The organism is Agrobacterium tumefaciens, from assembly GCA_025559845.1.
GTDB lineage: Bacteria > Pseudomonadota > Alphaproteobacteria > Rhizobiales > Rhizobiaceae > Agrobacterium.
In genome coordinates, this window is sequence record CP048472.1 from 157,041 (window position 1) to 177,576 (window position 20,536).

Here is a 20,536-nt window from a genome sequence, read left to right on the forward strand (position 1 = left end):
AAACATGCGCGCTATTCGTACTATGGTTATGAACAATCGCTTCAAGGCAATTGTCGAAGAAGCTTCTGCTTGTGTTTACCGCACGGCCCGCACAACCTTCGTCAAGATCGTGCAGGACTATCAATGCGCGGTTGCCACGGCCGATGGCGACATGTTCGCGTTTCCGGATCAGTCGGGTGTTAAGCAGTTCATCGGCGTTCCAATGGCTGCAACGATCAACAAGATCGGAAAGGAGAACTTCAAGCCCGGTGATATTTTCATCACCAACGATCCGTTCGCCACGGAAGGTTTGTTGACCCATCTGATGGACCTCACGATGATCCGGCCCATCTTCTACAAAGGCGAACTGATTGCCTTTGGCTGGGCCTTCATTCACGCAACCGATATCGGTGGGGCGGTTCCCGGTAGTATTTCGCCTGCCTTCACGGAGGTTTTCCAGGAAGGCCTTCGTGTGCGTCCGATGCGGCTCTTTATCGACGACAAGCTGAATGAAGACGTCATGGGCCTCTACATGGACAACAGTCGGACACCAAAGGAGATTGCGGGTGATCTGGAGGCGATGGTCTCGGCAATGAAGAGCATTGACCGCAGGCTGACCGGTCTGTGCGACAGATATGGCGTCGAGGAAGTCAAGGCTGGCATGCAGGATGTGATTGCCTACTCGGAAGAGAAAGCAAGGTCAGTCCTCGCGACTATTCCGAACGGCGAATACACATTCAGCGACTATCTTGAAATGGCGGGAGAAGGAAACCTCGTTCATGTAAGCGTCAAGCTCATCGTCAAGGACGGCAATATCGAGGTCGATTACACGGGAACAGATCCGCAGGTGCCGGCCGCTCATAACATTGTCACCGGTTCCAAGACCCATCCGTACATCGTGCAGGCTCTGATCTCATTCGTCCTGACGCATGAGCCGCTGACGCCCTGGAACGCTGGTCTGATCCGCTCGATAAGGGGAAATGCACCCCTTGGAAGCCTCATCAACGCGGTCCATCCGGCATCAGGTGGCTCGCGCGCCGCGTCGGGCTGCCGAGTCTACGACTCGGTGATCGGATGCCTCAATCAAGCGCTCGACGGAGGTTTGGCTTCGTCGGGGTCTGGATCGGGCATCATCGTATTCTCCGGCCCGGATCCACGCACGGGTGCCAACCGTGTTACCGTCGTCAATCCAATCCCGGGAGGAAGTGGCGGTCGCAATGGCGCTGACGGCGTTGATGCGCTCGAACCGCGTAATGCCGCCTTGCTCAATGTACCGGTGGAGATTACCGAGGCGGAAACCATGTTGGTGGTGCGGGCCTATCGCTCGCTTCCCGATAGCCGCGCAGCCGGTCAGTGGAATGGGGGCGCGTCTCAGGTCATCGAACTGGAAAATCGAGGTGAGGCTGGATCGATCAGTTGCCGGAATCTAAATCGCTTTCATTTTCAGCCTTGGGGGGTGTTCGGTGGCGAGGCCGGGCGGCTTGGCTTCACGAAGGTTAATCCTGGGAAGGAAACAGAACGGTCGGACGGAAAAATCACGGTTCTGCAGCTGGGCAAGGGTGAGGTTCTTCAGATTACCAGCCCTTCGGGGGGCGGCTTCGGCAATCCGCTGAAGCGTAATCTCGACCTTCTCGAGGCCGATGTGCGAACGGAGATGGTGAGTCCTGAACGAGCGGAAGCCGTATACGGCGCTGTTTTCAAGCCTGATGGCTCGCTGGACAGGAATGCCACTGAGGCTAATCGGCGCGAACTCATGCAGACAGAGGTGCCTGACATCACCTACGGCAAAAACCGTGACGATCACGACCGGGTTTGGCCGTATAAGGTCCGCCGTGAGCTTGCCACGAAGGCAATGAAGCTGGACATGAGATTGCGGTGGCCGATTGTCGATCGTGTGCAACGGAAAATGTTGGCGATCGGTAAGGAAGTCACGCTACCGGCTCTCGAAGAGGCGATTGAAGCCGAAGTATCTGCTCTTGGTGGTTCATCTTCCAAGTCGGCGCGTCCGTGAGTCTACCTCAAGGGGGTCGCCTCAATTGCAGCCGAGGGGGAAGATCCGAGACGATCCGGCTTCCACGGTTAATGCTCTGGATCGGCGATCTCTATGTCTTTCGGGCCAACTCGGCATTGCCATAGGACTAAGACAACGGCAACGTACCGGAATATGCAGAAATTTAAGCTACGAAACTCCGGCTCTGACCGGAGTTTCTGGTGACTGTATGCGAGGGGTTGCGTGTGGGTATCGATTACCCCTCAAGGCGACGTGAGTATTGGGCTGTGATAAACTTAAGTATGCAAAACCAAGATGATCAAAATGAAGAACGACGATAGGCTGCCTCGCATTGTTGTCGTTGCCACCGGGGGCACAATAGCGGGTAGCGGTGCCACGCGGACGCAGATGACTGGCTACAAGACAGGATCTGTGATGGTAGAAAACTTGATAGCCTCGGTTCCTGAAATCGGGCAAATCGCCGACATCCATGGTGAACAGTTTCTGCAGATTGGGAGCAATGAGATCACCACTGCGGACTGGATCGAATTAGCCCGGCGCGTCAACGAATTGCTTGGCAAAACAGAGCTAGATGGTGTTGTAATTACCCACGGAACTGGAACGCTGGAGGAAACGGCGTTCTTTTTGAATCTGGTTATAAAATCTGAAAAGCCTGTCGTGCTTGTGGGCTCCATGCGGCCGGCGACGGCTTTGAGCGCAGATGGTCCGTTGAACCTCCTTAATGCTGTTCAGGTCGCTGCAGACAAGAACGCTTCAGCTAGAGGTGTTCTCGTCGTCATGAATAATGAAATCAACGGTGCCAGAGACGTTACGAAATCGAGTACGATGAACGTTGCGACATTCCGATCGCCTGATATGGGATGCTTGGGTTACGTAGTTGACGGACAACCGACCTTTTATCGACAGACCACCAGGAGGCACACCGGCCGGTCAGAGTTCAGCCTGTCTGATTTTACGAGCCTGCCTTACGTCAAGATTATCTATGGTCATGCTGGCGACGATCGTCTCTTTGTAGATGCTGCGGTTGCAGCGGGGGTAGAGGGTCTGATTTACGCGGGGTCAGGAAATGCAGCCATTGCAACCCGCGCAGAAGCTGGCCTCAATGACGCGAGAAAGGCAGGCTTGGTTGTTGTCAGAAGTTCTCGCGCTGGTTCCGGGCCAGTCTTCAAGTCGATACCGCGCTGGGATGAGGAAAGTTTTCTTAAATCTGATACGTTGAGCCCGCACAAAGCCCGCATCTTGCTGATGTTGGCCTTGAGCAAGACCAAAGATCTAAAAGAAATACAACGCATGTTTAACGAGTATTGAGTCTCTCAATCAAGGATATCTTGGCCATCAGAATGTCTACGCCAAAATAAGCTCTCTTTTGGCAGTCGAATCGCAATTTATACCAAGGCATCGAGTGGCCGGCAGACAAGTTCGGCGTATTCGATAAACGGAGCAATGCCCGGAGCCGGACTGTCCGCACGCCAGACTACTCCAAGGATCAACTCGGTCGTTAAATCCTCAACCTGCCGGAGCACCACATTCCCATCCGAGATGTTTCTCACCCACGATGGAAGAAATGTGACGCCGACCCCCGCTGACGCCAGCGCCAGTGCCGCAGACGTTGTGGAGGCAGATATCCTGTTGTCAATCTCTACTCCTGCATGCAGAACCATTTGATGTACTTCTTCGAAGCCCGAAATTTCAAATCGCTTCAGTGTAAAACACCGATGCCCAACAAAATCCTCAAGATGTAAGCTCGTAGCGTTGGCGAGATCCGATTGTTTTGGAATGACAGCCAAAAACCGCTCGGATATCAGTGGCTTGAAGCGCAAGAAATTGACGTTAGAGGGGGCGCGCATCAACCCGACGTGGTAATCACCATGTTCCAACAGTCTGACGAGTTCCGTTGAATCGCAGATCTTTACGTCAAGGCCTGTTTTTGGGCGGCCTGCACAAAATCGTCTCAATATGAGAGGCAGCAAGCGGTAAGCTGCCGGACCGATCGTTGCAATGTTGAGCTGTTCGTCGCCGGGCGACACTCCGCCTGCTGCTATTCGTGAAAGCAGTGTTGCTTCGTCTAGTTTGATCAGAATGTCGCGAGCGAGAGGCAAGAAAGTTTTACCGGCTTCGGTGAGTTCTACGTTCCTCGTGGAGCGAAGGAAAAGCGGTACGCCCACTTCTGATTCAAGGCGCCTGATGCGTTGGCTGAGGGTTGACTGGGTCAGCCTCAACCGCACTGCCGCCCGCCCGAAATGCAATTCTTCGGCTACGGCGACAAATCCCTTTACACTCCACAGATCGAGTGGGTGGTTGCGATCAACTGAAAAACCGTTGGCAATCTTATCATTTCCCATCGTGAAGGTTCTCGCGTCTTCGTGATTGAACTGGAGCGGCCCGTGATCTGGCGATGTCTCGGATGCCACCATAGGCGGATAGCGCCGCTTCAACGACTATCGTATTATGCGATATTTCCACTCAATCAGTGCTTTTTCAACTTAGACCGACTTTCACGCGCGTACTAATCTGCTTGAGCAACAAAAAAAGGGGAATGTGTTCAAATGAAAATTGCAAAATACACGACTTGTTTGGTCGGGCTCATGATGGGGCTGGGCAGTACCGCTGCGCTGTCGCAGGATCTGATCGTGAATGGTCAGGGTGGTCCGTATGAAGAACTCATCCAGGAGGCAATTATCAAGCCGTTTATGGCTGAGACCGGCCTTAAAGTTCTGTATGATCCGGTGGGATCTGCCTCGCAAGACTATGCTAAAATCAAGGCCTCCCGAGGTTATCCAGGCTGGGACGTTAACGTGATGACGGCGGCTCAGTCCCTTGATGGGTGCAAGGACGGGCTACTGGAGCGGATCACACCGGAGAAAGTGCCAAATCTTGCGTCTATCGACCCCGGCGTACGCGAACTTGCCGGGAAGTGCGGGGCGGTGCACGAGCTGCAGTATGTCGCTCTATTGTATCGCACCGACAAGCTCAATCCGGCCCCCACGTCCTGGAACGTGCTGGCGGACTCCAAGCTTGAGGGCAAGATTGTCTTGCCGGTTTTCAGCAATGCAATGGCAGCTCAAATGCTGCAGGTATTCTCTGCGGCCGCTGGTAATGACCCCAACGATGTCGATCCCGGTTTCAAGAAAATGGTCGAGTTGGCGCCGCGTGCTCTGGCTTTCGGCGAGACATCGGCGTTGATGGATCCGTATATTCGCCAGGGAGAAGCCTGGGCTATGCCTTTTTACAGCGGCCGTTCTGCGCTGATGAAGGCTGAAGGCGTGCCTGTTGATTTTATTATACCGAAGGAAGGCACCGTCCCGCTCGTGGCCACCCTCAATGTACCTGCCAATGCGGAGCACAAGGAGGCAGCGTACAAATTCATCAACTACTGGCTCAGCAAGACCGGCCAGGAAAACTGGGCGCAAGCGTATCAGGTTGGTACGGCGCGCGCTGATGTTGAGCTGCCGGCGGAATTCCGCAAGAACCAGATCACCACCCGAGAAGACATCCAGAAGCTGATACTACCGAATATGGCAGTGATGGCGACCCGTATACCACAGTGGGGCGATCGTTGGGAACGTGAAGTCGTTCCCGCTGCAAGGTAAGGTGGTTCCACCATGGTAACAACCCATTCAATTTCTGCGGCAACAAAGGGCCGCAGATCCCTTCACCTTGGCGGCTACTTGCCGCTGATCCCGCCGGTTACAATTCTGCTTCTTTTCTTTGCGCTGCCTGTCGGCATGATGATCGGACTAAGTCTGCAGTCAACAGTTACGGGCACCTTTGGTCTGCAACAGTATCACGATTTTTTCACTGACGATCTGGCTCTGGACGGATTGCGACGTACGCTTGTTTTATCGGGGATTGTGGCACTCTGTGTAACCACAATGGCCTATCCTATTGCCTACTACCTGGCGCGCTCGACATCTCGTTGGAGAGCCGTTGTATTTGGCATTGCCATCGCTCCGGAACTTGCGGGCGTGGTGCTACGTACTTACGGCTGGTTGGTAATTCTCGAGAAGAACGGCTTTATCAACAATACGTTGATTTGGATGGGTCTAATTCAGAGCCCTCTTCCTCTGATGAACAATATGTTCGGAGCGGTTGTTGGTTTGACCCATGTGCTCCTGCCCTTTGGTATCCTGTCGCTTTTGACCAGCTTACAGGGCGTTGATCGTAATCTGGAAAAGGCCGCGCAAATTCTGGGTGCATCCCGGTTGTCCGTTTTGCGTTATGTTGTTCTCCCTCTCTCCTTGCCCGGCATCATAAGCTCTTTCTTGATCGCCTTCACCCTGTCCGCGAGCGCTTATGCGACGCCGGCGCTCTTGGGTGGAATGAAGTTCAGGGTGCTTGCTACGATGATTTACCACGAGGTGATGGTTGTGGTGGATTGGCCCGCTGCTGCTGCGATGGCAATTGTTCTGCTGGCAATTGTGCTGTGCATCGCCTTTATCAGTGCACGTGCCGAAAATCGCATTGTCAGCAGATTGCATGTGAGGTGAGGTGATGAGCAGATTCGTTTTACCTGGCCTCTATTGGCTGTTTTTCTCGCTGATTGTTCTCTTCATCGCACTGCCACTTGTAGTGGTAGTGGCCGCCTCGTTCAGCCCGACGAGCAAGGTCACTTTCGAGTTCTGGACCTGGACTTTCGATTGGTTCCGGAAACTGTGGACGCCAAGATGGATTGATCCTTTCATCCTCAGTGTAAAAGTAGCCGCGCTTGTAGCGGTGATCACCGGAACGTTGGCGTCGCTTGGCGCCTACGCAGTAGCATATCGCAGGGTGCCGGGTCATACCGCCATCATGTCGTTTTTGTTGTCGCCCCTTGCGGTGCCTCAGATCGTCAAAGGCGTGGCAATCGTCTTGTTTTTCTCCTCTGCTGGTTTGTATCGATATCTGGGCTTTCCCGGGTTGGTCCTCGCCCATGTGATTTTGACGATGCCCTTTGCCGTAAGGATGATCGTCACATCGATCTATAATTTTGACAAGAACCTCGACCGGGCTGCTCAAATTTTGGGTGCGAATAAGTTTCAGCGCATTTTCTACGTGCTGTTGCCGCTGATCAAACCGGGCATTTTTTCGGGCATGACTTTTGCCTTCGTCCTCTCGTTCAATGATGTGCCCTTGTCCCTTTTTCTCGCTCGTCCGGGTGAAGTGCCGCTGCCCATCAAGGTGATCGAATACTTCCAATATGGCCTTGATCCCGTTTTGGCCGCAGTCAATGTCGCTTCCCTTCTCTTCCTTCTCGCAGTGATCTTTCTGTTCGAGCGGATTGGTGGGTTCTCGGCACAAATCCACGGAGGCAGCAAATGAGTTCGATCGACAATGCAGATATCCAACTGGTGGATGTTTCGAAAACCTATGGCAATCATCTGGTCGTCGATCGGATCAATCTCGTCATCCCAAAAGGCGAGTTCGTCAGCATTCTCGGGCCATCTGGCTGTGGAAAGACCACTACTCTGAACATGGTTGCGGGCTTCCTTGAGCCGAGTTCGGGGGAAATCCGCATCCGCGGAAAGGATCAAGTCGGTGTTCCACCCGAAAAGCGCAACATTGGGCTGGTCTTCCAAAACTATGCGCTCTTCCCGCATATGACTGTCGCGGAAAATGTAGCCTTTGGGCTCAAGATGAAGCGAAAATCCAAATCGGAAATCGAAGAGGGGGTTCGCCGTGCACTCAAGAGTGTCCATCTCGAAGGCTATGAGACACGTTACCCCAAAGAGCTTTCGGGTGGTCAGCAGCAGAGAACGGCTCTGGCACGCGCTATCGCGCCACAACCCTCTGTATTGCTGCTTGACGAGCCCCTATCAAATCTTGATCTGAAGCTTCGTGAAGCCATGCGCATCGAGTTGAAAGAAATCCAGCAGCAGCTCGGAATGACGTTTGTGTATGTTACGCACGATCAGGAAGAAGCCATGGCGATGTCAGACCGGGTCGTCGTCATGTCAGGTGGTCTGATTGCGCAGGAGGGCCGACCAACGGATATATATCAAAATCCGGTCTCCGCCTTTGTGGCGGACTTTATCGGCAAATCAAATCTGTTGGCTGTCACAAGCGTCGAGAAGATGGGTGGTGAGCTCAGGCTGACTCTCAAAGGCGGCCCGACGCTGGTGGCAGACGAAACGCCCTCAACTCCAACCGGCAGGATAGAGCTGTGCTGTATCCGGCCGGAAAATGTGCAGTTGGCTGCGCCGGAAGAGACGAGTGAGAATCTCTTACCAGGCCGGGTGGACAAAATGGTCAATCTGGGAGCCCATGTCGATGTATGGGTAGACGTCTCCCAGGATTGCACCATTAAAGCGCAAATCCCGGTTCGCCGTCTGCAGGGCGTTGATGTCGGCAGCATGGTCAAACTGCGAATTGAACCGAAAGCTATTCAGCCACTGGCTGGATAACCGGCATTCCTTGGTTCGCTTTTGCGGCGGCAGGTTTTTCATCTGCCGCTGTTTTCTCTCTGCAACACATTCAGGAAACGGGCATGCTAATGGCACAAGACGGCAAGTCCGCACCGCGGCTGATCGCGCATCTTCACCAATTCCGAGACGGGCCTTGGCAGCCGAACGTTTTGCAACGAACCAAACTTTGTCTCGTCGACAGTCTTGGCTGTTTTTCTGGCGGGTTGTCTCTCACGCATTTCAAGCAGTCGACAGCAGGTTTTAAACGTACTCTGTTTTCTACTGGTGCCGAAATTCGATCCTCACCATTTCTTCGAGCTTATCTCTACGGACAGGCGGTGATCGCGATGGATTATGACGATACTTTGTATGGTCATCCCGGCGGTCCCGTTATCGGCGCGATATTGGCGGTTGCCAGCGAAAGCAATTTCACGCTCGACCGGATATTGAGAGGTATTGCCGCAGGCTATGAAACACATGGCATACTCTGTGAAGCGACCAAACCATCACCGGAACACGCAGCCAAGATTCGCTCAGTCGGTAATCTTGATACCATCGCTGCGGCGCTGGGGATCTCTGTAGCGCTCAATCTCGATGACGAAATGATCGAGCGTATAATTGGGGTCTCTGCCGCGCACTCCATTGTCCCCTACACGGCGAAATGGTACGAGCGGCCCGTGCCTGGAATGAAGAATAATATTGGCTGGATCGCAGCCGGGGCGGTGTTGGCTGTGAACCTTGCACTCGAGGGCCAGACGGGCATTACCCAGCCGCTTGAGGGTGATAAGGGTTTCTGGAGAATGGCGGGTTCTGACCGCTGGGTCTTCAATGAAGATTTGCTTGGCAAGCCGCCTGCGGTCCTACGCACGGGTTTCAAGCATTACCCTGCGTGCTGGCACACTCAGGAATATCTCAAAACTTTTTCCACGCTTCTTGCCCAGGTCGATGCAGAGGACGATGTGCTTGATATCGTCATTTTTGCGACCCCCGATATCGAGAAATTCTGCGACAGAAATCTTATCGGGACGGCCGATGTCGCATTCAGCCTGCCTGCGATGTTTGAGTTGCTTATTGCGGGGGTTGAGCCCGGTCCTCTTTGGGCTGCAAAAAAGCCGCAGCTCGTGGAGCGTGGCTTCCACTATATGCGCTCCGACGAAAGACAAGTTCTGATCAATACACGTAAGGGGCGGGAACTGACCGCGTCAGTTGGACTGAACAGTTTATCGGACGGAGCAGGAAATGGTCTCGACTATGATGGTGTTTTGGCGAAATTTCGAAGGCTGGCGCCCGCCGATCTGCAACTCGCTATCCTTCCGCTTCTCAACCTTGAAAGTTCTGACGAGGCTGAAGTCGGAACCGATATTGCACAGCTATATGAGAACATTTTCAAATTGTTGATGCAATAGCTTTCGAAGTGGGCGGGAAGAGTTTGCTTTTCCTCGCGAGTGGAGGAAGCTATCTCAGTTGCGTCTACTCCGTGATACCGCTTGGAGGCCTCCGTCAGCCACTATAGGTGCCGGGAAAGATGATGTCCTGGTCAACTAGCACATTGAACTTGAAGCCGGGCCGGATTTCCAGCGTTGGCTGCACGTCCATGTTGCGCTGGATTGTCCGGTCAGCAACACGCCCGAAAGTCTCCGCGAAATTCCGCCTTGCGGCATCCGAGGCGGTGTCCTGGGTCGCCAGTGTCGAACTCTGCGGCACGGCCATGTCGATCCCGGTTCCGATGAGGGCAATCAGCACGGCCGAACCGAATGTTTTGAGGTAGTGATTATCCACCTTGTCCTTAAACCCGCCATAACCTTCAGCGTCCGTTCCCGCCATGCCGCCGATCTGCAGCGTCGAGCCGTTCGGGAAAATGATGTCGGACCACACGACGAGCACGCGGCTCTGGCCGAACGATACCTTGCTGTCGTAACGGCCGAACAGCTTCGTTCCCTGCGGGATCAGAAGCCGATGTCCCGTCGCTGAATCGTAGACGTTCTGGCTCACCTGAGCGGTGATCCGGCCGGGAAGGTCGGAATTAATCCCGGTAATCAATGTCGCGGGGATAACAGAGCCACGCTTGAGTTCGTAAAGCGACTGTTGGGGGACAACTCGGTTGGGCAGGTAGCCGAGCTCCTTGAGGTCGGCATTGAAGAAATCCTCCTTGGATTTTTGGCCGTTCGGATCACTGTTCTGCCCAGCGAGGCCCGAGCGAAGAGCTGCAGCGTACAAGTCGGACGCGCCAGGTGTCGCCGAAGTGGAAACTCCGTTCGTCGTCGCGCCAGACGTGTCGGCCGTTTCCGCTGCCCGCCTGTCGAACTTGCCGCGATCGACGGCGATCGGCGAGTCATACGCGGCGTCATTGGCCTGCAGCCGGGCCATTCTCTGGCGTTGCCGCTCGCGGAGATATTGCTCTTCCTGCTCGCGTGCCAGGCGCGCGCGCCAGACCTGTTCGGATTCCAGCACCTCGGCGGGCCGTGCCTCTTCCCTGTGACGGGGCTGCGCTGTGAACGGATTGACCGAGCGCTTCTCTTCCTGCGTTTCGACGGGGGTCGGCTGTAGCGTCGTCACCTGCTGCGGCTCGCCGATGATGCCGTCTGAGACACCGCGCTTGAACTGGTCGGCGAAGGTCGAGGCCGGATCACCGGAGCTTGTCTCCGGTCCGGTGTCGCGGAAATATAGCCCGCGCGAGGTCAGGCCGTAGAAGATGACCGCGAGGAAGGCGACGACGAGCACGACCACGACGATGATCGGCAGACGGTTGATCCGACGCATGCCGGCGCCTGTGTTCTCGTTCTTGGCGCCGCCGAGCTTGAGCGATTGAACCATGAGCGCCCTCCCCTAACCGCGTTTCATGACCGAGAGCGCGCTCGCCGGCTGGGCACCCGTCGTGGTGACGGTGTAGGCGCGGCCGAGCTCGACGCTATTGGTCGACAGGCGCGCGAGAACCTGGCCCTCGAATGGAATGACGACATAGGCGAGCGGCACAGTGCGGGTCGCGCCATCGATCTTCTGGTCAGTCACGACGGCATAACCCCATCCTTTCAGTGCAGCTTCCAGCGCTTGCCCGAAGGGCGAGCTGTCCTGCTTCAGCGAGACGGTCGCGGTTCCGGGGCCGATCTGCTCGGCGAGCCTGCTCACCATGTCACCGGCGATGGCGCTCGCCGCCGGTCCCGAGATTTCGGCGGGCGCGTTGCTGGTAGTCAGCCCGTCCGTTCCGAGCGACTGGCATCCGGAAAGGAAGAGCGCGAGGGTGCAGCCGGCGGCAAAGCTGGGGAGGGCGTGCAAGGGCTGTAGGTGGGTGAGGAAGCTTCGCATCACCGCCCTCCCCGCCGGATCGTCACCTTCTCCTGTTTCCAGCCGACGCCGGAGACGAGGACCGCACGGTCGACGTGATAGTCAACCACCATCATATCGCCCTTCATCCGGTAATTGACGATGCGGTTCTGCCCACCCGAGACGACGAACAGGACCGGCACGTCCTGGCCGGAGATCGAGCGCGGGAACTGGACGTAGGTCTTCTCCCCGTCCGAATAGACGCGCGTCGGCCGCCAGCCGGCGCTACCTGAGACGGAATAGGAAAAATTGAGCTGCTCGGCCGAGACACCGGCGCCGGGAATGGTGCTCGCCTCCATTCGAGCATTGATGTCGGCGAGCCTGGTCGAGACGTCTTCCGGATATTCGAAGCCGACGCGGGCCATATATTGCGTCTGATGCGACTTGAGCTGGATGTGATAAGTGCGGCGCGACGTCGTCACCACCATCGAGGTGACGAGGTTCGGCTCCGACGGCTTGACGATCAGGTGGATTGCCTGCCCTCCGGCCGCCCCCGACGTTGCCGGCTCGACCTTCCAGCGAACCGTGTCGCCGACGAGCACGTCGCGGACGACCTCGCCGCCCTGAAGCTCTATATCGCAGACCTGCAAGGGCGAGCAGACCACGGAGGGCTGAACCTCGCCATAGAGGAAGATCACCTTTCCGTCCGGTCCTTTCGTCACAAGGCCGCGACTTCCGCGCCACTGGCCGGAGATCCCCATCCCCTTCGCTTCGTTGGCCGTGACGCCATCGGCCGCGAGCGCGCGGGAGGAAAGTGAAGCCGACAACGGCACGATAGCAGCGACGATCGTGGCAGCAGTCAGCGTGGCCGAAAAACGTCTGAGTTGAATGTTCATGTTGGGGGCCATGCCTTTCAAAGCTGCGCGGTCCAGTCGAGATCCCGGAGATAGAGACCGATCGGGTTCAGTCGGATGACGCCCTCGTCCTGCGGCGGCGTGAGTGTTACCGTGGCGATGCTGCGGAACCGGCGTGTTGCGGTCTCCTTGCCGCGGCGATCGCGCTCGAACTCCGTCCAGTCGATCTGGTAGCTCTGGTTCGACAGCGCGACGATGTTGTTGACCTCGACGGCGACGGTCGCGTTCTTCGCCTTCTCGAACGGCGAGGAGGAGCGGAACCAGGCGTTGACCTTTTCGGTGGCGGGATCCGAGGTCCGAAGCAACGCATAGGTGCGATCGATATACTGCTTCTGCACGACCGCATCCGGCGTCACCGATCGGAAGTTCGAGACAAAGCCGCCGAGCGTGGCGCGAACCACGCGCGGGTCAGCATATTCGATCTGCTGCGGGAAGCCGACGCTCGAGGCCGTGCCGAGCTTATCGACCTCGACGATGTAGGGAATGAGCTTGACCTGCGTGCTCTGGTAGAGCGCATAAGCAAAGCCGATCACGGCCATGAGCATGGCGGTGATGCCGACGACACGCCACGCCGCGGCCGCCCTCACATAGGAGCCATAGCGCTCGTTCCATTCGGTTCTCGCAGCAATATAGGGATTGTCGGGCGGGGTACGTCCGGCCATGAGCGGTCAGCCTCTTATTTGTTTTCGTTGACGGGTGGAGGCGGAGGAGGCGCTGAGGGCCTGCCGGATTGCCGCGTCTGGTCGAGCTTGGCGTTGGCGAGACCGAGCAGCGAGCCGGCATAGGCACCGGGCGAGGCAATCGCCTTCTCCTTTGCTGCCGAGCCCGCCGCCCATCCGGCGTTGCCGATGCCGGACGCCATGCCACGGAGCGCCGCCCCGGCCATCGATGAGCCCTCAGCCCTCGCCGTACTTGCCGATTGCGCCCCTTTCATCGCGGCGCCTGCGCCAAGGAAAGCGCCGCCGGCGGCGAAGGCGGCCGTCTGACCACCGTGGCGGATTGCCTCCATGCCGCCCGAGACCGATGCACCCTGGACGACGCCCTGGATGATCGGCGGCACGTACATGGCGATAATGAAGACCACGACGGAGATACCGGCGATGCCGAGCGTGGTGATGAACTGGTCGGAGGTCGCCGTCGGCGCCTCAGCCAGCCCGATCAGAATGTCGGAACCGATCTTCGCGATCATCACCAGTGCCATCAGCTTCATGCCGACCGAGAAGGCATAGACAAGGTAACGGACCGCGAAATCCTTGGTATAGGAGCTGCCGCCGAGGCCGAGCATGATCATGCCGGCGAGGAGGCCCACATACATCTCGACCATGACGGCGACAAAGATCGCGGCGACGAGGCTGAAAGCGACGACGACCACTATCATCGCGAAGACCGCGGCGATCGCCAGCGCATTGTCCTCCCACAAGCCGAACTTCGCCTGCTCCGACATTTTCGATGCCACGCGGATACCGGCATCGAAAATGTTGGCCGGCGAAGCGGAGCCCCCGCCGGCGCCGATCTGGAACAGGCTGTCGACCACCGCCTTGGCGAGCGCAGGGCCGCGATCGAGGATGAAGGCGAAGAGACCGATGAACATGATCCGACGCACGAGCTCGGCGAACCAGGCGTCGAGGCTTGCCGCATTGATCGCCAGCCACACGGCGGCGATGCCGATCTCGATCCCGGCGAGGATCCAGAACAGGGAGCGCGCCGCGTTCATGATCGTCGTCTCCCAGCCCTTGGCGGCGGTGACGACCTGGTTCTCCAACGTGGTGAGCACGGAACCCTGTTGGGCGAGCGCCGGCGCTGTCGCGAGAGCCAGGATCGCGACGACGATGAATGCGGTTTCGAGCTTGCGGGACGAGCGGATGACTACCATCGCGGCTTCATTTCCTGCCCGCCACGCACGTCGCGATCCGGGTCGCCCTCGAAGAAGCGCTCCCGGTGCTCGCGCTGCGCTGCGCCAGAACGCGACGTCCCGGCCGGTGTTTCAGTCGCAGCATCCGGTTGGACCACCACCCAGACGATCATGCCGGCTCCGAAGGCGACGACACCGGCTACTGCGAGGGCGATGATGATACGCGGGCTCACCAGCGGGGCTCCATAGTCTGCCCGCCGCGGATGTCATTGGTTGGCGCGTTGAAGAATTTCTCGCGCCGGGCCTGGGCAAGATCCTTCTGTGCCTGTTCCGACTGGAACCAAGTTCCCATCATCGTGGTCTGCTGTGACACCAGCCCGCGCAGCTTCTGCATCTGCGCCACCTGCTGGGTGGCGATCTGGTGGCCCACCTGCAGGGCCTTCATCTGGCCGTCGGCGCTCTCCGACATCGAGCGCAGCGAGGACATGGTGGATTCTTCGCTGGAAAACTGCTCGGCCGTGAGGTTAGCCGCCTTCAGTGTGCCCGCGATGGTGTCGCGATTGGTGTCGGACCAGTTCTGGTAGGTCGACGAGAAGCTTTGACCGTCCGGAAGGTTACTCTTCATGTCCGCAAAGCTCTGAAACCGCTGCTTCAGGACGTCGTCGATGTTGCCCATCGAAAATGCCACGCCCTGTCCCTGCGCGACGATGTTCTGGAGCTTGTTGAGGTCGTTCTCGACCTGGCCCCAGATATGGTTTGGCAGCTGCGCGGTGTTCTGCAGCAGGTTCTTGTAGATGTTGATCTGGTTCTGGATCTGCTCGGCAAGCTGGCTGATCTGGGTGATCTGATTGTTCACCTGCTCGGCGGACTTGCCGACGAGACTAATGAGCTCCGCATTGTTGGCGAGCTGCGTCCATTCGGTGGCTTGCCCGGTCACACCGCCGGCATATGCGGCAAGCGGGAAAGCGACCGGGATCATGATGGCCGCGATCATGACGGCGCGCGCCGCTTCAAGCGGCCGGGAAAAGTGTTTCGGCATGGGCGATCCCCCTTTGCTGGAGCCAGTGCTTGGGCCAGTCGACCCCGTGTTCGAAGTGAAGGGCGCGGATACGCTTCAAATCCTCCTTGCCGGACGCACCGACGAAGGAGAGCGCCACGGGACCGAGCGACATGTCGAACAGCCGGCGGCCTTCGGGTGAGGCGACGTAGTATTCGCGCTTCGGCAGGGCAGTCGCGACGATCTCGATCTGCCGCTCGTTGAAGCCGATACGCTCGTAGAACTCGCGCATCCCGGGCTCGCGGGCCGCGCCGTTGGGCAGGCATATCTTGGTCGGGCAGGACTCCTTGAGCACGTCGATGATCCCGGAACGCTCGGCGTCGGAGATCGACTGGGTCGCGAGCACCACGGCGCAGTTGGCCTTGCGCAGCACCTTTAGCCATTCCCTGATTTTGTCGCGGAACGTCGGATGACCAAGCATCAGCCAGGCCTCGTCGAGAATGATGAGGCTGGGCGCGCCCGTCAGCCGCTTCTCGACCCGCCGAAACATATAGAGCAGGACCGGAACGAGATTGCGCTCACCCATATTCATCAGCTCCTCGACCTCGAAGCACTGGAAAGCGCCGAGCGCCAGTCCGTCCTGTTCGGCATCAAGCAACTGGCCCATCGGTCCATCGACCGTGTAGTGGTGCAGCGCATCCTTGATCTCGCGCATCTGCACACCGGAGACGAAGTCCGAGAGCGAGCGGCCGCGCGATTCCGCCATCAGGCCCAACTGCCTGGAAATGGCGTTGCGATAGTCGGGTGTGACAGTGACGCCCTGCAGAGCAACGAGCGTCTCGATCCACTCGGCCGCCCAGGCGCGATCGCTATCGGAGGCGAGTTCGGCGAGCGGGCAGAAGGCGAGCTGTGGCGAGGCCCCCTCCCCTCCTTCGGCTGTGTCCCCGCCGATTTCGTAGTGATCGCCGCCTATGGCGCGCGTCAGCGGCAGCATCGACCGCCCCTTGTCGAAGGCAAAGATCTGCGCATCCGCATAGCGTCGGAACTGTGCGGCGATCAGCGACAGCAAAGTCGATTTGCCCGAACCGGTCGGGCCGAAGACCAGCGTGTGTCCGACGTCATCCACATGGAGGTTGAGCCGGAAGGGCGTCGAGCCGCTGGCGACCTGCATGAGCGGCGGCGATCCCGGCGGGTAGAATGGGCATGGCGCGACGGGGCTTCCCGACCAGACCGAGTTCAGCGGAATGAGGTCCGCGAGATTGCGCGTGTTGACGAGCGGCTCGCGGATATTGGCATAGGAAACTCCCGGCAGACTGCCCAGATACGCATCGGTCGCGTTAAGCGTCTCGATCCGGGCGCCGAACCCTTCGGCCTGGATGAGGCGACGGATCGCCTCGCACTTTTCCTGAAGGCGCGGTTGCTGTTCATCAAACAGAACGATAACCGGGGTGTAATAGCCATAGGCGACGAGTTGTGACGACGCCTCGGCGATCGCATCCTCGGTCTCGGCCACCATCATCATGGCGTCCTGATCTACCGAACGGCTCTGTGTCTGGAAAAGCTGATCGAAGAACGGACGCACCTTCTGCTGCCATTTCTTGCGGGTGCGCTCCAGCCTCGAGCGTGCCTCCTGCTCATCGAGAAAGACGAAGCGCGACGACCATCGATAGGTGAGCGGCATCAGGTCCAGGCTGTTCAGTATCCCCGGCCAGCTCTCCGCGGCTAAGCCGTCAATGGCGACGACCCCGAGAAAGCGATTCTCGAGGGTCGGGGTCAGACCGTGCTGCAGCTCGGCCGTGACCAGCCAGTCAAGATACATCGGGATATCCGGGAGCCGGACTGGATGGTTCTCACCGGTGATGCAGAAGCGGATGAACTGGAACAGCTCGTCGTAGCGGGCCATCCGGAAACCCCCGCGCTCTTCGGTTTCGCTCGTCACCATGCGGCGGATGGAGACGACATTAGCAAGGTACTGCTCAACCTCGCGGATCGAGGTCCGGAAAGACTCGAGCGCCGAGTCGGCATAGGTGGCCGAGCGGCTGGCAGTGTCGGAATAGACGTAGCGCGCCAGGCCGGAGCGCCGAGGCTCGGGCGGCCGCCAGGTTAGGATCAGCGCGTGCCGGCTCTCGAAATGTCCGCTCTCCCTCTCAAAGTGAGACCTGCGCTCGGCGTCAATCGCACGCGTCACCGGATCGGGGAAATGGCAGGCGTCCTCTGCCGGATAGTCGATCGTCGGGACGCGCAACGCTTCGACCTGTATCATCCAGCCCGAGCCCAGCCGGGAGAGGATCATATTGATCTGCCGGCTGACCTCATTGCGCTCGGCGTCGGTCGAACTTTCGCTGTCCGGCCCGGCAAAATACCAGCCAGCCATCAGCGAGCCTTCCTTCAGCAGGATCACGCCGTTGTCGACCAGTCCAGCATAGGGAACCAGGTCGGCGAAGGACGGGCCGGAGTGTCGGAACTGTTTCAGTGCCACCATGCCCGCGACCTCAGAACTTGCGCCAGGGCGTCGAGGTCGGCCGATAGTGGGACCGATAGGAGACATGCCGCAGATAAACGCGGCGCATCAGCGGGTCGGATTTCGCCATCATGCGAAGGGCCGCGACCGCAACGAGCCAGATCGCGACGCCGAACAATGCGGCGTACCACGTCAGCACGACGAAGATCAGGATCACGGCGGCAAGCCCGGTGAGCAATACCAGCTCGCGGTCGGCGCCCATCAGCAGGTTCGGGCGCGACAGCGCCCGGTGGACCCGAGAACGGGCAAGGTTGGAACCCGGCTCAGCCATGGGCCCCCTCCCCTTGCGCGCGAAGCATTACCGGTTCGATGATCCCAGGCCCGGTTCGAGCCTCCATCTCGCCAATCGAAGCGCCAGTTGCGCCGAACAGGGCGACGATCTGTGTCGCACCGAGCAGAACGCCGCCAACGAGGGCGACGTAGCAAAGCCGCCTTGCGAAATCATTCAACTCGCCCCCGAAGATCAGCATGCCGCCGGCGATCGCGACTGCGGCGAGTGCGATGAAGCCGGCAACCGGCCCGGTGATCGATTGCTGGATTTGCTGAAGCGGGGATTCCCACGGCAGACTGCCGCCTGAAGAGGCGAAGGCCGGATCCGCCAAACCGATGAAAGAGACGGCGGCGAATGCCGCAAGCGCGATGGCAATCCTGATCTTATGCGACATGACTATCCTCATCGATCTGCGCGTAGTGCTCGGTTCGGTAGCGGGCGTTTGCGAAACCCTCGACATGGATGACCTCACGGACCCGCCTCCCCTTCCCCGTTCGTTCTATCGAGACGATCAGGTCCACCGCCTCGCCGATCACTTCCTGCATGGGCTGCTGGCTCACCTCCGCGGTCAATTGTTCGAGCCGGCGAAGCGCCGACATCGCCGTGTTCGAGTGGATGGTGGTGACGCCGCCCGGATGCCCGGTGTTCCAGGCCTTGAGTAGCGTGAGGGCCGCCCCGTCGCGCACCTCACCAACGATGATCCGGTCGGGCCGCAGACGCATGGTGCTCTTGAGAAGCCGGGCCATATCGATCGTGTCGCTCGTGTGGAGCGCGACCGCGTTCTCGGCGGCGCATTGGATCTCCGCCGTGTCTTCGAGAATGACGATCCGATCGTCCGGCGCATTCGCTACGATTTCGGCAATGACCGCGTTGGCAAGCGTCGTCTTGCCCGAACCGGTGCCGCCAGAAATCACAATGTTCATGCGAGAAGCGATCGCGCTGCGCAGAACCGATACCTGCGCCGCCGTCATGATCTTATGCTTCACATAGTCGTCGAGCGGGATCAGGCGCGAGGCCCGCCGCCGGATAGTGAAACTCGGTCCGGAAACCACTGGCGGCAGCAGGCCCTCGAAACGATGGCCGCCGATCGGCAATTCGCCGGAGATGATCGGTTGCTCGTCGTCGGCTTCTGATTGCAGTGCGTGCGCGACGCTGCCAATGATCACTTCTGCCGCGGCCGGGCTGAGCAAACCTGCAGGGGCCACGCCATGGCCCAGGCGCTCGATGAAGAGCTTGCCATCGGGGTTGAGCATGATCTCGACGACCGTTGCGTCATCGAGCGCGACGCAGAGCTGGTCGCCGAGTGCGTCCTGGAGTTTGCGGACGAGACGGGAGTGAGAGCGCAGCTGGGTCACGCGGCACTCCTGATCGCTGCCACGTCGATCCGGGGGATAGAATAGTAGCCCGGAGGGCAAACCTGCTCGAAGCTGGCACGATCGGCTGGCAGTCTTCCGGCAATGGCAATGGTGTTGCCGATCGCGGTGGGTTCACCAAGCCGGCGCATCGGCCATCCAGCACGCTTCAGGATGCGCTCGAAACGAAGATCGGTCGCCGTGACGATCTCCGTGTAGCCGCTGGCCATCGACCATTCAATGATACCGGCGAATAAGGTAAGAGTCGCCAGGTGCAGCTGGCTCGCATCTCTCCGTGAGACGAGGGAGGTGTCGACGCAGAAGCGAGAGCTCTCTACCATTCCGGAATGCGCTGCGAGCGAGCCCATTTCGAGGAGTTGCGAAAAAGTCTGCTCCAGCATCGTAGGCCCGCAAGCCGGAAGAAGTCTGACGCATCCGGCGACCCGCCCACTGTCAGTAATCGCCAGAAGGTAGCTCGGCTTGAAATTATCGTATTGGTCGCGCTCTTCCCCAGCGATGATGGAGACGTCCCATTCGAGACGGCCACCGAACACCGTCGCGCGAAGGCGGTGCATCTGTTTGAGGAAGCTTCGATACCGTTCGTATTGGTCCGGCGAAACTGTGAGTATCCGCATCGTAATCTCCGCATGAACAGGTCATGCGAACAGAAATCATCTCACGGTGCGTTTGCCTACGTGCAGATTTGCACCTCAGGTGATTCTACCGAGTCGGTGTTCCAAGGCGCGAAATGCGAGCGGGTGAGGCCGGCCAGACGCCGACAAGGTTGTGCAGATCTGCACTTGGTGCCACGTCGCACAGATGAAGGGAATCGGTCTAACTCACAGATAGCATTTGAAGAATCGGGATTTAGTGTGATTTCGATTGAAACGCGCGTAACCGTTCATTAACCAAAAACGTCTTGCAACCTCACCCGCATTAGGTAATCGTCACGGATAAATGGCAATACGCGCCAATTAACCGTGACAAGAGATAACACC

20 protein-coding genes are annotated in these 20,536 nt (G+C 58.4%); 7 read left to right on the forward strand and 13 right to left on the reverse strand.

Annotation, left to right across the window (positions count from 1 at the left end):
• The first annotated feature begins 4 nt into the window (after positions 1 to 4).
• Positions 5 to 1,990 carry a hydantoinase B/oxoprolinase family protein gene (locus FY156_29970; GenBank protein ID UXS05768.1) on the forward strand — a complete coding sequence of 662 codons (1,986 nt, stop codon included), beginning with the start codon at positions 5 to 7 and terminating at the stop codon, positions 1,988 to 1,990.
• A gap of 294 nt (positions 1,991 to 2,284) precedes the next feature.
• Complete coding sequence (locus FY156_29975; protein UXS05769.1) at positions 2,285 to 3,298, forward strand: asparaginase; 1,014 nt, start codon at positions 2,285 to 2,287, stop codon at positions 3,296 to 3,298.
• Between the two features lie 77 nt (positions 3,299 to 3,375).
• Here the strand turns inward: FY156_29975 and FY156_29980 are convergent, their stop codons facing one another.
• Positions 3,376 to 4,332 carry a LysR family transcriptional regulator gene (locus FY156_29980; protein ID UXS05770.1) on the reverse strand — a complete coding sequence of 319 codons (957 nt, stop codon included), beginning with the start codon at positions 4,330 to 4,332 and terminating at the stop codon, positions 3,376 to 3,378.
• A gap of 204 nt (positions 4,333 to 4,536) precedes the next feature.
• Here FY156_29980 and FY156_29985 point away from each other — a divergent pair, with 204 nt between their 5' ends.
• From FY156_29985 to FY156_30005, 5 genes are all read left to right on the forward strand, one after another.
• Positions 4,537 to 5,580 carry an ABC transporter substrate-binding protein gene (locus FY156_29985; GenBank protein UXS05771.1) on the forward strand — a complete coding sequence of 348 codons (1,044 nt, stop codon included), beginning with the start codon at positions 4,537 to 4,539 and terminating at the stop codon, positions 5,578 to 5,580.
• 12 nt (positions 5,581 to 5,592) lie between these two features.
• Positions 5,593 to 6,477, forward strand: coding sequence for an ABC transporter permease (locus tag FY156_29990; GenBank protein ID UXS05772.1), 885 nt, complete (start codon positions 5,593 to 5,595; stop codon positions 6,475 to 6,477).
• 4 nt (positions 6,478 to 6,481) lie between these two features.
• On the forward strand, positions 6,482 to 7,288 hold the full coding sequence (locus FY156_29995) for an ABC transporter permease (protein UXS05773.1): 807 nt from the start codon (positions 6,482 to 6,484) through the stop codon (positions 7,286 to 7,288).
• The gene (locus tag FY156_30000) at positions 7,285 to 8,370 is read left to right on the forward strand and encodes an ABC transporter ATP-binding protein (protein UXS05774.1); all 1,086 of its coding nucleotides are present in this window, start codon (positions 7,285 to 7,287) and stop codon (positions 8,368 to 8,370) included. Before FY156_29995 ends, FY156_30000 begins: the two co-directional genes overlap by 4 nt.
• 83 nt (positions 8,371 to 8,453) lie before the next feature.
• Positions 8,454 to 9,776 (forward strand): MmgE/PrpD family protein, encoded by a 1,323-nt coding sequence (locus FY156_30005; GenBank protein ID UXS05775.1) that lies wholly within the window; start codon positions 8,454 to 8,456, stop codon positions 9,774 to 9,776.
• A gap of 94 nt (positions 9,777 to 9,870) precedes the next feature.
• On the opposite strand, the gene trbI is transcribed toward FY156_30005, so the two are convergent.
• The 12 genes from trbI to traI are packed head-to-tail and all read right to left on the reverse strand — an operon-like array spanning position 9,871 to position 20,173.
• Complete coding sequence (gene trbI, locus FY156_30010) at positions 9,871 to 11,184, reverse strand: IncP-type conjugal transfer protein TrbI (GenBank protein ID UXS05776.1); 1,314 nt, start codon at positions 11,182 to 11,184, stop codon at positions 9,871 to 9,873.
• Between the two features lie 12 nt (positions 11,185 to 11,196).
• Positions 11,197 to 11,673, reverse strand: a complete 477-nt coding sequence (locus FY156_30015) for a conjugal transfer protein TrbH (protein ID UXS05777.1) — start codon at positions 11,671 to 11,673, stop codon at positions 11,197 to 11,199.
• Complete coding sequence (trbG, locus tag FY156_30020) at positions 11,673 to 12,527, reverse strand: P-type conjugative transfer protein TrbG (protein ID UXS05778.1); 855 nt, start codon at positions 12,525 to 12,527, stop codon at positions 11,673 to 11,675. Before trbG ends, FY156_30015 begins: the two co-directional genes overlap by 1 nt.
• Before the next feature lie 17 nt (positions 12,528 to 12,544).
• On the reverse strand, positions 12,545 to 13,207 hold the full coding sequence (locus FY156_30025) for a conjugal transfer protein TrbF (protein UXS05779.1): 663 nt from the start codon (positions 13,205 to 13,207) through the stop codon (positions 12,545 to 12,547).
• Between the two features lie 14 nt (positions 13,208 to 13,221).
• A complete protein-coding gene (gene trbL / locus FY156_30030) occupies positions 13,222 to 14,418 on the reverse strand; it encodes a P-type conjugative transfer protein TrbL (GenBank protein ID UXS05780.1) in 1,197 nt (398 codons plus the stop codon).
• Positions 14,412 to 14,630: an entry exclusion protein TrbK gene (trbK, locus tag FY156_30035; GenBank protein UXS05781.1), complete on the reverse strand. Its 219-nt coding sequence runs from the start codon at positions 14,628 to 14,630 to the stop codon at positions 14,412 to 14,414. Before trbK ends, trbL begins: the two co-directional genes overlap by 7 nt.
• Complete coding sequence (gene trbJ / locus FY156_30040) at positions 14,627 to 15,436, reverse strand: P-type conjugative transfer protein TrbJ (GenBank protein ID UXS05782.1); 810 nt, start codon at positions 15,434 to 15,436, stop codon at positions 14,627 to 14,629. The genes trbK and trbJ overlap by 4 nt, the downstream gene beginning before the upstream one ends.
• The gene (locus FY156_30045; protein ID UXS05783.1) at positions 15,408 to 17,876 is read right to left on the reverse strand and encodes a VirB4 family type IV secretion/conjugal transfer ATPase; all 2,469 of its coding nucleotides are present in this window, start codon (positions 17,874 to 17,876) and stop codon (positions 15,408 to 15,410) included. Before FY156_30045 ends, trbJ begins: the two co-directional genes overlap by 29 nt.
• Positions 17,877 to 17,886: 10 nt before the next feature.
• The gene (locus tag FY156_30050) at positions 17,887 to 18,186 is read right to left on the reverse strand and encodes a conjugal transfer protein TrbD (protein UXS05784.1); all 300 of its coding nucleotides are present in this window, start codon (positions 18,184 to 18,186) and stop codon (positions 17,887 to 17,889) included.
• Positions 18,179 to 18,580 (reverse strand): conjugal transfer protein TrbC, encoded by a 402-nt coding sequence (locus FY156_30055; GenBank protein UXS05785.1) that lies wholly within the window; start codon positions 18,578 to 18,580, stop codon positions 18,179 to 18,181. Before FY156_30055 ends, FY156_30050 begins: the two co-directional genes overlap by 8 nt.
• Positions 18,570 to 19,541: a P-type conjugative transfer ATPase TrbB gene (gene trbB / locus FY156_30060; GenBank protein UXS05786.1), complete on the reverse strand. Its 972-nt coding sequence runs from the start codon at positions 19,539 to 19,541 to the stop codon at positions 18,570 to 18,572. Before trbB ends, FY156_30055 begins: the two co-directional genes overlap by 11 nt.
• Complete coding sequence (gene traI / locus FY156_30065; GenBank protein UXS05787.1) at positions 19,538 to 20,173, reverse strand: acyl-homoserine-lactone synthase; 636 nt, start codon at positions 20,171 to 20,173, stop codon at positions 19,538 to 19,540. The genes trbB and traI overlap by 4 nt, the downstream gene beginning before the upstream one ends.
• Positions 20,174 to 20,536 lie beyond the last annotated feature (363 nt).